Origin of the sequence: Shewanella sp. SG44-2, assembly GCF_014164215.1 — a bacterium.
Taxonomy (GTDB): Bacteria; Pseudomonadota; Gammaproteobacteria; order Enterobacterales; family Shewanellaceae; genus Shewanella; species Shewanella frigidimarina.
Genome location: NZ_JACJEU010000002.1, coordinates 288387 through 302426, shown reverse-complemented (window position 1 = coordinate 302426; position 14040 = coordinate 288387). Strand labels below are relative to the sequence as shown.

The following is a 14040-nucleotide window of genomic DNA, read 5'->3' as shown; positions in this document are numbered from 1 at the left end:
CCTTTATGGCGTCAAGTGTTTTTTCAAACTTCTTTTTGCCTGTTATCAACACCACTAAGTGACTGTTAATAACGCTAACCGGTTTTCGCTTTCGCTGTATGCCGTGTCAGTGGATGCGCATTATAGGCAGCTTAAGATTTAGTGCAAGCGCTTTTGTGCAAAAAAATGATCTTTTTATGATCTTTTATCCATTTGGCTACTTAACTACATGATACCCACTATTTACCCCCAAAGTTATCCACAATTGGTTAATTTAGCTGTAAGTTTTATGATCCCAGAAATAAAAAAGGTAGCGAATAATCGCTACCTTTCTTATGTAACATCAATAATAAACGAAGGGTTAACTGAGTTTACCGTGACATTGTTTGTACTTTTGACCTGAACCACATGGACATGGATCGTTACGTCCTATCTTCTCACCTTCACGGATCACTGTTTTAGGTGCTTCTATTTGTTGCTCACCAGTATCACTTAATGCTTCTACTGATGCGTGTTGATAAGCCAATTTAATTTTTGCTTCTTCATCACGGCGACGCTGCTCCATTTCATCAACATCTGACTGCGCTTGAACTTGCACTTTAGACAGTACACTTATCACGTCATTTTTCAGTGTTTCAAGTAATTGCTGGAATAATTCAAACGATTCACGCTTATATTCTTGCTTTGGATTTTTTTGTGCATAACCACGTAAATGAATACCTTGGCGTAAATGATCCATGGCAGCTAAATGCTCTTTCCAGAGTCCATCGAGTGTTTGTAGCATTACCGCTTTTTCAAATTGACGTAATACTTGTGCACCGACCATTTCTTCTTTAGCTTTATATAATTCACTCCATGACGTTAGAATCCGTTCGCGCAACGTTTCTTCATGCAGATTATCATCTTGATCTAACCATTCTTGAATGGTTAGCTTTAGGCCAAATTCATTACCAAGGCGTTGTTCAAGCCCCGGTACATCCCAAAGTTCTTCAAGTGATTGCGGTGGGATATATTGATCGACTATTCCACTGATCACATCTTGTTCAATATTCTGAATAGTGTCTTGAATGCTTTCAGCATCCATTAACTCGTTACGCTGTGCATAGACAACTTGGCGTTGATCGTTAGCGACATCATCGTATTCGAGCAATTGCTTACGGATATCAAAGTTACGAGCTTCGACTTTACGTTGAGCATTTTCAATAGCACGTGATACCCAAGGATGCTCAATAGCCTCACCCTCTTCCATACCGAGCTTTTTCATCATGCCAGATACTCGATCTGAAGCGAAGATACGCATTAAACTATCTTCCATCGACAAGTAAAAGCGTGAAGAACCTGCATCACCTTGACGACCAGCACGACCGCGTAACTGATTATCGATACGACGAGATTCGTGACGTTCTGTACCTAGGATGTGCAAACCACCTGCAGCAAGTACTTCATCATGACGTATTTTCCAGTCAGCTTTAATCTTAGCTTTCTGTTCTGCCGTTGGATTTTCTATAGCTTCAATTTCCATGTTCCAGTTACCGCCTAATACGATATCTGTACCACGGCCAGCCATGTTAGTGGCAATCGTTACTGCACCTAAACTACCGGCTTGCGCAACAATCTCAGCTTCTTTTTCATGGAACTTAGCATTGAGCACGCTATGCGGAATATTTGCTTTTTTCAATAATGAGTTAAGTAGCTCTGATTGCTCAATAGAGACAGTACCCACTAATACCGGTTGGCCACGTTCACGACAACCTTCAATATCTTTGATAATCGCAGCGTATTTTTCTGGTGCAGTAAGATAGACCAAGTCAGCCATATCTTTACGAACCATTGGGCGATTTGTAGGAACAACAACCGTATCTAAACCATAGATATGTTGGAATTCGAATGCTTCGGTATCTGCTGTACCTGTCATACCGGCAAGCTTTTCATACTGTCTGAAATAATTTTGGAAAGTAATAGAAGCCAGAGTTTGGTTTTCATTCTGGATTTTAGCGCCCTCTTTGGCTTCGACAGCTTGATGCAAGCCTTCTGACCATCGACGACCAGGCATAGTACGGCCTGTATGTTCGTCGACAATAATCACTTCATCGTCTTGTACGATATAGTCGATATCTTTTTCAAACAAGGTATGTGCGCGAAGTGCCGCATGAACATGATGCAATAACGAAATGTTCGTAGCAGAATAGAGCGAGTCACCTTCAGCTAACATGCCTTTTTCAATTAAAAGCTGTTCAACTTTCTCTTGGCCACGTTCGGTTAAATGAACCTGTTTGCCCTTTTCGTCAATACTATAGTCACCTTCACCAACATAGTCTTCGGTGTCTTCTTTGTCTTGAGCGATTAGGCTTGGGATCAATAAATTAATTTTGGCGTATAGTTCAGAGCTGTCTTCTGCCGCACCAGAAATAATCAATGGTGTACGGGCTTCATCAATTAGAATTGAATCGACTTCATCAATAAGAGCATAGTGTAATGGTCGCTGAACGCGCTCTTGTGGAGAAAACGCCATGTTGTCACGTAGGTAGTCAAAACCGAATTCATTATTGGTACCGTAAGTAATATCTGCGTTGTAGGCTTCTTTCTTTTCGAATGAACCTAAGCCAGCAATGTTAATTCCGACACTTAAGCCTAAAAACTCAAACAGTGGACGGTTATTCTCAGCATCACGTGTTGCTAAGTAATCGTTCACAGTAATAATGTGAACACCTTTTCCTGTTATGCCGTTAAGGTACGCTGGCAAAGTTGCCGTTAGGGTTTTACCTTCACCGGTTCGCATTTCCGCAATACGATTGCTGTCTAAAACCATACCGCCGAGTAATTGAACATCAAACGGACGCATCTCAAATACACGCTTTGAAGCTTCACGTACAACAGCAAAGGCTTCTGCCATGATGTTATCTAAGGTTTCACCATTTTCTAAACGTGTGCGGAACTCTGCCGTTTTTGCTTTGAGTTCTTCATCAGAAAGCTTTTCGTAATCAGCTTCTAATGCATTAATTTGAATAACAATTTTTCCAAGGTTTTTCAGGGTGCGGTCGTTGCGACTTCCGAATACTTTTGTCAGTAGTTTGCCTAACATCTTAATCACTTATCTGTTGTAGGTTTGGCTCATTTGAGCGCATTAACCGTTAATATTATTAACTTGCTTTGCGGTAAACGTATTTCTGTGGATCTATTTGTTGTTTACCACGCAGCACTTCGTAATGCACATGGGGGCCAGTTGAACGGCCTGTGCTTCCCATACTGGCAATTTTATCGCCTTTGGCAACGACGTCACCTACGTTTACTGACAGAGATTTATTATGTCCATAGCGAGTGCGAAGACCATTACCATGATCTATTTCGACTAACTCACCATATCCAAGCATGCTTCCTGACCATGTTACAACGCCTGCAGCAGTAGTTGTAACATCTGCCCCTTCTTTGCCGGCAAAATCAATACCTTTATGCATTGTTCGTCGGCCACTAAAAGGGTCATTTCGTAAACCATAGGGCGAAGATAACCAACCTTTATCGATTGGCCGCCCTGATATATAACGCTCTTCATCTATATGGAGATTAGATGCTACTGTTTCAAGTAGTGATAGCTGAACATTATTATTATCAATTCTAGATGCCAACTTATTCATTTCATCGATAAGCTGACTTAATTCGACACCATTGCCGATTTCGCTTAACCCGCCGATACCGACTTCTGTTGAGAAATCAAATTGGTCATCAAGGAGGTTATTTTGCGCTACTTGCTGCCCTAAGGCTTCAAGTCGGGTGATTTTGGCCTGCATTTTTGCCACATGAGCAACCAAAGTTGCTAACTGGGTTTCTGTTGCAGTTTTGAGTTCTACCACTTGTTGCTTTTGCTGTTGGCGAAGCTGTTTATTTTCATCAACTTTCGCTTGTTGGTTAGCAAAACGCTCAGTGCTATATTGATATATTCCTGTGCCGGTGGCCATCAGAATAATAGGTAGGAGTAACCAACGCTTACTTGGTTGCCAGCGCGTTACACCATTTCGACCTTGGATAAAAACTGTTACACTCATAGCCTAATTCAGCCATCTTATTATCATATGAAAAAGCCCCCTCAAGATCTCAGCAATTTAGTTCATTTGTCTGGGAGACTGCCTGAACTGGCCGAGAAAGCAGAACTACTTAATAATCTGAATCGTTATGTAAAACAGACGTTAAATGGTCCTGTGGCAGAGCAGCTCAAAGTCGCTAATCTCCGCCAGGGTGTTCTTGTTATTGAAACGACATCTGCAGCATGGGCTGCGAGAATAAACTTTCAAAAGCAGAAGCTATTAAAACAGCTTCAAACTGACACGCTTCCGATGCTTACTGCTATCGAGGTGAAAGTCAATCCTGGACTTGCCTTAGCAAAACCACAATCACAACCTAATCAAAATGTGATCAGCACCACTGCAGCACAACATATTGAAGCATTAGCTGCACATGTTGATGGTTCTTTAGGTGAAAAACTAAAACGGCTGGCTGCATTAGCCAGCCGTAATAGGCAATCTTAACTGGTTAAACGTGCGCTAACGCACCCGGAACCATGAAACTGACAGGCACATCAGCCTCTTTATCAAAGCTTACCAACTCCCACGCATCTTGCTGAGCAAGTAATGCACGTACAAGTTGATTGTTCAACGCATGACCAGTTTTATAAGCTGAAAACTCGCCGACGATTGCATGACCAGCAACATATAAGTCACCGAATGCATCGAGGATTTTATGCTTAACGAATTCGTCTTCATAACGCAGACCATCAGGGTTTAATACACGATATTCGTCAAGTACAACGGCATTTTCCATGCTGCCACCTAGTGCTAGATTATTCGCACGTAGGTATTCAATATCTCGCATAAAACCAAATGTTCTGGCACGACTAATGTCTTTCACAAACGCTGAGGTCGAAAAGTCCATCACCACGTGTTGTTGACTACGAGCAATTTCTGGATGATCAAAGTCAATTCTAAAATCAACTCTAAACCCTTTAAAAGGCTTTAACTCAGCCCATTTATCGCCATCTTCAACACGCACAGGTTTGATGATTTTTAGGTATTTTTTAGCTGCCGCTTGTTCTTTAATTCCTGCACTTTGCAGTAAGAACACAAATGGGCTTGCACTGCCATCCATAATCGGGATTTCTGGTGCGTCAACTTCGATAATTGCATTATCGATGCCTAAGCCGGCAAGTGCCGCAAACAAATGCTCAATTGTTGATATCCTAATACCAGCATCGTTTACAAGGGCAGTACACATTGTGGTTTCACGAACCATATCAGCTTTTGCTGGAATAGACACAGCTGGGCTAAGGTCGGTACGCTTTAGTACAATCCCTGTATTCACTGGTGCGGGCATAATGCATAGAGTCACTTTGTTGCCGGAATGCAATCCGACTCCAGTGCTCTTCACCATTTTTTGAACAGTTCTTTGAAAAATCATTCAGTCGCCCATAAATATCAATATTAAACAAATAGTTGCAAAAATAGCCCTACGCTATCATGCATAACTGGTACAACATGCTACCATAAATTTGGTTTTTCACAAAAAAAACGCCAAACACAGAGTAAATGTATAAACCAGCTTGCAAAATAACCTTTTTCGCACACTTCGCTCATTAGTCACGCAAAAACATAACGTTTTATTCGTGTATTAATCAGCCTGCTTACGCAAGAATGCTGGAATATCAAGATAGTCAGCATCAGTACGTTGTACAGGTTGAGGCTGCGGAACAGCATTGCCTTTAGGTGCTGCGTAACTTTGTTGTGTCATAACATCTTCAACAGGTTCTGGACGCGGCTCTATTACAACGGGTTCTGGACGAGCAACAGGCTTAGACACTAATTGAATGTCTGGCTTTTTCTCTGCACCGATACCTGTAGCAACAACAGTTACACGTAATTCATCACTCATTTCTGGATCAATGACAGCACCAACTACAACAGTGGCATTGTCTGATGCATAAGCTTTAACGTGGTTACCCACAGTTTCAAGCTCTTCGATAGTGATATCCATACCTGCTGTGATGTTAACTAACACACCGCGCGCACCGGCTAAGTCGATATCTTCAAGTAATGGGCTAGCCACAGCAGCCTCTGCAGCTTCTTCAGCACGATCATCACCACGAGCAACACCGGTACCCATCATGGCATTACCCATTTCAGACATAACAGTTTTCACATCGGCGAAATCGACGTTGATTAGACCAGGACGAGTAATTAGCTCAGCAATACCTTGAACAGCACCAAGTAATACATTGTTAGCTGCAGCAAAAGCATCAAGCAATGAAGTACCACGACCCAATACTTTTAATAGCTTTTCATTGGGGATCGTAATTAACGAATCCACATGTTTAGCTAACTCGGCAATACCAAGTTCTGCATAGGCCATGCGCTTTTTACCTTCAAAAGGAAAAGGCTTGGTCACAACTGCAACGGTTAGAATACCTTCTTCACGGGCAATTTCTGCCACGACAGGAGCAGCACCAGTACCGGTACCACCACCCATGCCGGCAGCGATAAAGATCATGTCAGACCCTTTAATTGCAGCACGAATATTCTCGCGGTCTTCTTCAGCGGCTTGACGACCCACATCTGGGTTTGCGCCCGCACCGAGACCTTTAGTCACGTCGCGGCCAAGTTGAATAGTTGAACCAGCACTTGATTTACGTAGTGCTTGTGCATCTGTATTGGTAACGATAAATTCAACACCTTCGATGCTGTGTTTTACCATATGTTCGACCGCGTTTCCGCCGCCGCCACCGACGCCGATGACTTTAATCACCGCTTCGTCTGAATGTGTATCCATGATCTCAAACATTGTCTGATCTCCATTTGTCTGCGTTATTAAAATTCACCCTTAAACCAACTTTTGACCCGATTCAAAAAGCTGGTAACCCCTTGGCGCTCAGGTCGTTCGAACTGGCGTTCGATGACTCGCCTTGCGCCATAATGAAGCAACCCTATTCCTGTTGAATAAATAGGTTGATCCACATATTCGTATAACCCTTTTACTGGTAGCGGTGATGCGACACGAACAGGCATACCAAAGGTTGCTTCAGCAATTTCAACGGCACCCGATATCGAGGACGTTCCTCCAGTAAGCACAATCCCTGCTGCAATTTGATCTTCTAGACCGCTATCTTGTAACTGCTTGAGAACAAGCTCAAACAATTCTTGATATCTTGGCTCTACCACTTCTGCCAGAGTATGGCGTGACATGCTGCGTGAAGGACGGCCACCAACGGATGGTACTTCAATACTGTCTTCACGGCTTACCGTTGAACTTCTGGCACTGGCAAACTGCACTTTTATTTGTTCAGCATGCGTTAACGGTGTTCTGAATATCTTGGCGATGTCACTTGTGACTTGGTTACCCGCTACCGGAATAACTGCACAATGACGTAATGCGCCGTTGGTATATACAGCAATATCGGTTGTGCCACCACCAATATCAACAATACACACGCCTAAATCTTTCTCATCATTTGTGAGCACTGAGTCTGCAGAAGCGATACCTGAAAACACTAAGTCATCAACTTTTAAACCACAACGCTCCACGCTCTTTGTGATATTTTTTGCCATATCATTGGCACAGGTAACAATATGAGCCTTGGCTTCCATACGCATACCAGACATACCAATTGGGCTCTTAATCCCGTCTTGAACGTCGATTGAATACTCTTGCGGTAATACATGCAAGATACGACGCTCTGTCGGGATTTTAACCGAGCGAGCGGTATGGATTACATTATCAACATCTTCTTGAGTTACTTCTTCGTCGTTAATCGACACCATGCCATTTTCATTTTGGCAGGCAATATGTTTACCCGAAATACTTAAGTACACCGATGAAACCTGACAATCAGCCATCAACTCTGCTTGATCTAACGCCCGTTGCACGCTGCGCACTATAGAGTCGAGATCATTCACGCCGCCTTTATCCATGCCGCGAGAAGGATGATTACCTAAACCAATGACACTAATCTCACCATCAGGTAATACTTCACCAATGATCACTGCGACCTTGGATGTTCCTATATCTAACCCCACGATGAGGTTTCTTTCCTGATTTTTGGTCATTTATTGTCGACTCTCTTTTTTGAATCATCCCAACCTACGGCGAACCCGGTATCGTAACGTAAATCAACGGTCGCAACTGGTTTTTCACTTTGCTTCAAAGTTGGATACACATTAATAAAGCGTTGTATCCGTGACATTTTATCTTCTCGTCCAAGCTCAATTTCGATTCCGTTAGCCAGTACGGCATGCCATGCATGGCGTGGACTTAAGCGTAAACTGGCCAACTTAAACTCGTTTATTGTCAATAAATCATCTAACTGCTGGTAACTGGTCAATACTTCTATTTCTGTCCCTTCTGGGCCAAATAATTTAGGTAATGCATCATGCTCTGAATGCGCTAACGCATCAAAAACTTCACCATTAATATTAAGCCAAGACACTTCGTTCCAATGCGCTACAGCTTGTTGCTCTTGCAAGGTGATCTTGAACTTTGCCGGCCATTCTCGTCTTACTGATGCATGATAAACCCACGGCAATGCTTCTAATGCTTTTTGTACATCCACCACATCAGCGCTAAAAAAACTACTTTGCATTAATGACTGTAATGCATTTTTAATTTCGTCATCGGTGGTATAAATTCGCTCACCTTTAATAGCAACCGCTTCAATAGGTAATGCATCAGCATCATTTAACAACTCGTGTAGTTGCACACAACCCCAAACTACGGTGCCAAGCACACAGGATAAAAACACTACACCAGTGCAAAAATACCAATTAACACGAGCTAATTTATGTTTTAGTTGCCGCCCTTTATCGCTCCACGACACCTTAAATCCGCCTCTGACGTTGTTCCGGAGTTAACTCCAAAAGATCGGTCATTATATAGACCAATTCATAAGGTTTAAAGCTCGATTTTCACACACAATAATTGGTGAAAAATCAATCACTTTATTGCTCTTCTACAAGCACTTTACAACCCAAATTACTCTGGGCTAATTCTTTCGATAAAGCCCCAATATTGCCTGCACCTTGAGTCATAAATAAATCCCCATGCTGCAACACATCAGGTAATACTGCCGCTAGTTGATCTGGACTGGCGATAAAAATAGGGTCTATTTGACCTCGTAATCTAATTGAACGGCATAAAGCCCGTCCATCAGCACCCGGGATCGGAGCTTCACCCGCGGCATAAACATCTAATAATAATAAACAATCGACCTGTGACAATACATCGACAAAGTCTTCATATAAGTCACGCGTACGGCTATAACGATGCGGTTGGTATGCCATCACTAAACGCTTGTCTGGCCAACCTGCTCTCGCTGCTTTAATCGTTGCTAATACTTCACTTGGATGATGACCGTAGTCGTCCACGAGCATTACACTGCCATTAGGTGTTTCAAATTCACCTAAATGTTGGAAACGACGACCTATACCTTCAAACTCTGCAAGTGCTTGTACAATCGCACTATCATCAATGTCATCTTCACTGGCGACAGCAATTGCGGCTAAAGCGTTAAGAACGTTATGTTCACCTGGCAAATTAAGTACAATGTCGACATTATCTTTGCCATGACGCTTAACCGTAAAGCTTGACTGATGACCATTTTGTGCAAAATTAATTGCCTGAACATCAGCCTCTTCACTGAAACCATAGGTGACAACTTGGCGGCCAATACGTGGCATAATTTCGCGGATCACTTCATCATCAATACACATCACTGCCACACCATAAAATGGCAGATTATGTAAAAAGTCGACGAAAGTGGTCTTCAATTTCTCAAAGTCGCCACCATAAGTGTCCATGTGATCGGCTTCAATATTGGTGATCACACTGACCATCGGCTGCAAATGCAAAAAGCTTGCATCGCTTTCATCTGCTTCGGCAATAAGGTAACGGCTGGTGCCTAAGCGAGCATTAGTACCTGCACTATTAAGTAAACCACCAATCACAAATGTTGGATCACGGTCGGCTTGACCATATACGCTGGCAATTAAGCTCGTCGTGGTGGTTTTACCATGAGTACCGGCAATCGCAACACCATGACGATAGCGCATTAACTCAGCCAGCATCTCTGCACGGCGCACGATCGGAATACGTAATTCTTTAGCGGCAATAATCTCAGGATTTTGCGGGTTAATGGCTGTAGAAACCACAACAACATCTACCTGCTCAACACTTTGGGCCTGATGGCCAATAATAATTTTTGCGCCAAGACTCGCCAAACGTTCAGTCACGCTATTGATAGCGATATCTGAGCCGCTTATTTGATAGCCTTCGTTCACAAGCACTTCCGCAATACCACCCATGCCGGCACCACCGATGCCAACAAAATGAATGCGCTTGATCCGTCTCATTTCAGGGATCATGCTACGAAGCTGTGCGTATCTTTCTGTCTTAGTCATTTCAACCCTTTCTCACAAATGAGGCACAAATATCTGCTACTCGTTGAGTCGCATCTAATACCGCTACGCCTCTTGCCTTATGACCCATTTGGGCTAGTTCTTGTCTATTTTCAGCAAATAACTGCAATTTTTCAGCAAGGTTATCTGCATTTAAAATGGTTTGTGGTAATAAAAATCCTGCACCAGCATCAACAAGTACTGATGCATTTACAGTTTGATGATCATCCACGGCATGAGGATACGGAACTAAAATACTCGGTAACCCCACGGCTGCTAGCTCTGATACAGTAAGAGCACCGGAGCGGCATACCACTACATCAGCCCAACGATAAGCGGCTTCCATATCATCAATAAATTCTGCAACATTGACACTGTCTGATTGACCAAGTTGTTGATAACTCGCTTTCACTGTTGCCTGATTATTTTTGCCCACTTGATGCCAAACTGTCAGAGAATGATATTTGCTCAGATGAGCCACTACTGCAGGCATTACATCATTCAATACTTTGGCACCTAAACTGCCACCGACCACCAGTACTCTTAACGCATCGGCTTGCGGAGTTTTAATTTGTGCGCCTAACTCAATCAGCTCTTGGCGAATAGGGTTGCCCACAACTTCAACATTAGCGACGTTACTGGCAAAGGTATTGGGGAATGCACACAATACCTTTTTGGCAATCTTAGATAACAACTTATTGGTTAATCCTGGAATCGCATTTTGCTCATGCAACACGACAGGAATACCTGATAATTTTCCGGCCACGCCGCCCGGGCCGCTAGCAAATCCGCCCATGCCTAGAATCACATCGGGTTGAAAATCATCAATCACCGCTTTGGCTTGAATAATTGAACGGATAATTTTAAATGGTGCCGCTAACTTACGCATAAGCCCATTACCACGCACACCTTTAATATCGATAAATTCAATATCAAATCCGTGCTGAGGCACTAAACGGGCTTCCATCCGGTCGGCGGTACCTAACCAACGTATTTGCCAACCTTTTTCAGCTAAATACTTCGCCACTGCAAGTGCAGGAAAAACATGGCCACCAGTGCCGCCAGCCATAATTAATATCTTAGGAGAACTACTAATATTACTGTTCATTAACTGGTTCTCCCTTGTACGGCTTGCACCAAACTAACTCGACGTTCATGATCTATCCTAACAAGCAACATCACCGCAGCAGTCATAATCCACAAGCTACTGCCACCATAGCTGATAAACGGCAGGGTTAACCCTTTGGTTGGTAACATACCAATACTGGCTCCCACGTTAACTACGGTCTGAAAACAAATCCAAATACCGACACCATAGGCGACATAACTTTCAAAAGGACGCTGCATTTTTAAACATAAATTGCCCAATCTAATCGCGCGAATAGCAATAAAAAATAGCGTGCATAACACTATAATAATACCGGTAAACCCCAACTCCTCACCAATAACAGCAAAGATAAAATCCGTATGAGCCTCTGGTAAATAAGCCAATTTCTGAATACTGTTGCCTAACCCCTGACCAAACCAATCACCTCTGCCATAAGCCATTAAGGATTGCGTCAACTGATAACCACTGCCAAATGGGTCTTCCCACGGATCCATAAACGAGGTCACACGTCGCATACGGTAGGGCTCGAATAGCACCAGCAATACGAAGGTCGCCACGCCAAGTAATACCAATACCATAAAATCTGTAATGCGCGCGCCAGCCAAAAACAACAAGCTTACCGTACACACAAACAACACCACCACGGTGCCGAGGTCTGGCTGTAACAAAATCAATACTGCAAACAAACCGTAAACCCCAATAGGTTTATAGAAGCCCTTACGGTTTTCGCGTAATTCACCATGACGACGTACTAGGTAACCTGCCATGTAGACAATAAACACAAACTTGGCCATTTCGGCGACTTGGATCCTAATAGGACCGATAGACAACCAACGACGAGCACCGTTAACCGAAGTACCGATAAACAGTACTGCTATCAATAATACCAACACCGCTAGCATCAGCATGCCGCTGTTTTTTTCCCAATAGCTGACTTCGAACTTCAGTACCACGAAAGCAATCACTACGCAGCCAACAAGGTAAAGCACATGGCGATACATAAAATAAAACGGGTCGCCAGTCAGTTTGGTCGCTTCAGGCATTGAAGCCGACATCACCATAACAAAGCCAAAACACATTAAGCCGACTATCGCGACTAGAAAGCTACGGTCGTATAACGGCATACCCGGTGTATGGTCATCTGATAATAACGAGGGCAAAGTCCAATTAAGGCCCCGTTTAAACAAGCTAAGTTGCTGCTCGTTATTCGCCATCGGCTAACGACTCCACACACTGTCTAAAATCATCACCGCGAGCCATAAAGTTTTTATACATATCTAAACTGGCACATGCTGGCGACAATAAAACTATGTCACCAGACGATGCTAATTCAGCGGCTTTGGCGACGGCTTCAGCCATCGTTGCCACTTCAATAGTGCCTGCTTTTAATTTGGCAATTTTTCGGCCATCTCGCCCCAAGGTAATAAGCTGGGTAATATTACTCAACGGTTCTGTTAGTGGACGAAAATCACTGCCTTTACCATCGCCACCGGCGATCAAGTACAAATCACCTAAATGAGAATTAAGTCCCTCTAGTGCGGCAACTGTCGCGCCGACATTGGTTGCTTTAGAGTCATTGATATACGACACACCTTGCTTAACGGCAATCAATTCGCAACGATGACTTAAGCCAACAAAGGATTTAGCCACTTCAATCATGGCTTCTTTACCCACACCACAAGCATCGGCCAATGCCATTGCGGCTAATAAGTTTGCATGGTTATGGCTACCAATTAAGGTCACATCAATTAAATTAATAATTTCACTGTCACCATGGAAAATCTTGCCATCACTTAATCCCCATGCATCACCTTCTGGCACGCCCAAACCAAAATTATTTTGATTCATTGGCTCTAGCGGATAAGTTAATTCGTCGTCACGGTTGTACATCACAAAGCGGCTTTGTGGGTATAAGCGTAATTTGGCTTCACGGTAAGTATTCAAGTCACTATAGCGATCCATATGGTCTTCGCTAACATTGAGACACGTTGCCGCAATACAATTTAATGAATGAGTGGTTTCAAGTTGAAAACTCGATAGCTCAAGTACGTAAAAGTCTGCATCTTGAGGTAATAAATCCAGCGCTGGTGTACCAATGTTACCGCCAATCGCCACCGACTTTCCGGCAGCTAACAACATTTCGTACACTAATGTCGTTACCGTAGATTTACCGTTTGATCCAGTGATACCTACAACGCAAGGTTTCTTGTCTGCGATTTCTCGAGCAAATAACTCAACATCACCAATCACTTCAATTCCCATGTCCAACGCAGCGCGTACTTCAGGCGTATCGATTGGAACACCAGGACTGATGATAATTTGGTTGGCTTGAACTAAATAACGGCAATCAAACCCACCGGCCAATAATTCAATATCGGCAAACTCTTGTGCCAGCGTATCTGCACCAGGCGGATGACGACGGCTGTCCATCACTAAAGGCTTAATGCCTTTAGTTGCTAAAAAACGCACGACCGAGAGCCCTGTTGCCCCTAAGCCTAAAACAATGTGCGTATATTGAGTTTGCAT

Annotated in this window: 11 protein-coding genes; 1 reads left to right on the top strand and 10 read right to left on the bottom strand. The window is 43.2% G+C overall.

Going from position 1 to position 14040, the window contains the following annotated elements; all coding sequences use genetic code 11:
- Positions 1 to 340: 340 nt before the first annotated feature.
- Together secA and H5181_RS02820 are read right to left on the bottom strand one after the other, a co-directional pair.
- Positions 341 to 3061: a preprotein translocase subunit SecA gene (gene secA, locus H5181_RS02825; RefSeq protein ID WP_182750159.1), complete on the bottom strand. Its 2721-nt coding sequence runs from the start codon at positions 3059 to 3061 to the stop codon at positions 341 to 343.
- Between the two features lie 58 nt (positions 3062 to 3119).
- A complete protein-coding gene (locus H5181_RS02820; RefSeq protein WP_101088496.1) occupies positions 3120 to 4019 on the bottom strand; it encodes a M23 family metallopeptidase in 900 nt (299 codons plus the stop codon).
- A gap of 27 nt (positions 4020 to 4046) precedes the next feature.
- On the opposite strand from H5181_RS02820, the gene H5181_RS02815 reads away from it, so the two are divergent.
- On the top strand, positions 4047 to 4499 hold the full coding sequence (locus H5181_RS02815; RefSeq protein WP_011639208.1) for a DUF721 domain-containing protein: 453 nt from the start codon (positions 4047 to 4049) through the stop codon (positions 4497 to 4499).
- Between the two features lie 4 nt (positions 4500 to 4503).
- Here H5181_RS02815 and lpxC read toward each other — a convergent pair whose 3' ends face one another.
- From lpxC to murD, 8 genes are all read right to left on the bottom strand, one after another.
- Entirely contained in the window at positions 4504 to 5424 is a 921-nt protein-coding gene (gene lpxC / locus H5181_RS02810) for a UDP-3-O-acyl-N-acetylglucosamine deacetylase (RefSeq protein WP_182750158.1), read from the bottom strand.
- Between the two features lie 210 nt (positions 5425 to 5634).
- On the bottom strand, positions 5635 to 6801 hold the full coding sequence (ftsZ, locus tag H5181_RS02805) for a cell division protein FtsZ (RefSeq protein ID WP_011639210.1): 1167 nt from the start codon (positions 6799 to 6801) through the stop codon (positions 5635 to 5637).
- Between the two features lie 26 nt (positions 6802 to 6827).
- Positions 6828 to 8063, bottom strand: a complete 1236-nt coding sequence (gene ftsA / locus H5181_RS02800; RefSeq protein ID WP_011639211.1) for a cell division protein FtsA — start codon at positions 8061 to 8063, stop codon at positions 6828 to 6830.
- The gene (locus H5181_RS02795) at positions 8060 to 8830 is read right to left on the bottom strand and encodes a cell division protein FtsQ/DivIB (protein ID WP_123778090.1); all 771 of its coding nucleotides are present in this window, start codon (positions 8828 to 8830) and stop codon (positions 8060 to 8062) included. Before H5181_RS02795 ends, ftsA begins: the two co-directional genes overlap by 4 nt.
- Positions 8831 to 8951: 121 nt before the next feature.
- On the bottom strand, positions 8952 to 10409 hold the full coding sequence (murC, locus tag H5181_RS02790) for a UDP-N-acetylmuramate--L-alanine ligase (RefSeq protein ID WP_011639213.1): 1458 nt from the start codon (positions 10407 to 10409) through the stop codon (positions 8952 to 8954).
- 1 nt (position 10410) lies between these two features.
- Positions 10411 to 11514 carry an undecaprenyldiphospho-muramoylpentapeptide beta-N-acetylglucosaminyltransferase gene (gene murG, locus H5181_RS02785; protein ID WP_182750157.1) on the bottom strand — a complete coding sequence of 368 codons (1104 nt, stop codon included), beginning with the start codon at positions 11512 to 11514 and terminating at the stop codon, positions 10411 to 10413.
- The gene (gene ftsW / locus H5181_RS02780; protein WP_011639215.1) at positions 11514 to 12728 is read right to left on the bottom strand and encodes a cell division protein FtsW; all 1215 of its coding nucleotides are present in this window, start codon (positions 12726 to 12728) and stop codon (positions 11514 to 11516) included. Before ftsW ends, murG begins: the two co-directional genes overlap by 1 nt.
- Entirely contained in the window at positions 12718 to 14040 is a 1323-nt protein-coding gene (gene murD / locus H5181_RS02775) for a UDP-N-acetylmuramoyl-L-alanine--D-glutamate ligase (protein WP_182750156.1), read from the bottom strand. The genes ftsW and murD overlap by 11 nt, the downstream gene beginning before the upstream one ends.

What these genes read in the sequence shown, in the direction of transcription:
- ftsW (WP_011639215.1), bottom strand. Translation starts at nt 12,728, where the DNA reads ATGGCGAATAACGAGCAGCAACTTAGCTTGTTTAAACGGGGCCTTAAT.
- H5181_RS02815 (WP_011639208.1), top strand. Translation starts at nt 4,047, where the DNA reads ATGAAAAAGCCCCCTCAAGATCTCAGCAATTTAGTTCATTTGTCTGGG.
- murD (WP_182750156.1), bottom strand. Translation starts at nt 14,040, where the DNA reads ATGCAAACTCAATATACGCACATTGTTTTAGGCTTAGGGGCAACAGGG.
- ftsZ (WP_011639210.1), bottom strand. Translation starts at nt 6,801, where the DNA reads ATGTTTGAGATCATGGATACACATTCAGACGAAGCGGTGATTAAAGTC.
- lpxC (WP_182750158.1), bottom strand. Translation starts at nt 5,424, where the DNA reads ATGATTTTTCAAAGAACTGTTCAAAAAATGGTGAAGAGCACTGGAGTC.
- H5181_RS02820 (WP_101088496.1), bottom strand. Translation starts at nt 4,019, where the DNA reads ATGAGTGTAACAGTTTTTATCCAAGGTCGAAATGGTGTAACGCGCTGG.
- ftsA (WP_011639211.1), bottom strand. Translation starts at nt 8,063, where the DNA reads ATGACCAAAAATCAGGAAAGAAACCTCATCGTGGGGTTAGATATAGGA.
- secA (WP_182750159.1), bottom strand. Translation starts at nt 3,061, where the DNA reads ATGTTAGGCAAACTACTGACAAAAGTATTCGGAAGTCGCAACGACCGC.
- murC (WP_011639213.1), bottom strand. Translation starts at nt 10,409, where the DNA reads ATGACTAAGACAGAAAGATACGCACAGCTTCGTAGCATGATCCCTGAA.
- murG (WP_182750157.1), bottom strand. Translation starts at nt 11,514, where the DNA reads ATGAACAGTAATATTAGTAGTTCTCCTAAGATATTAATTATGGCTGGC.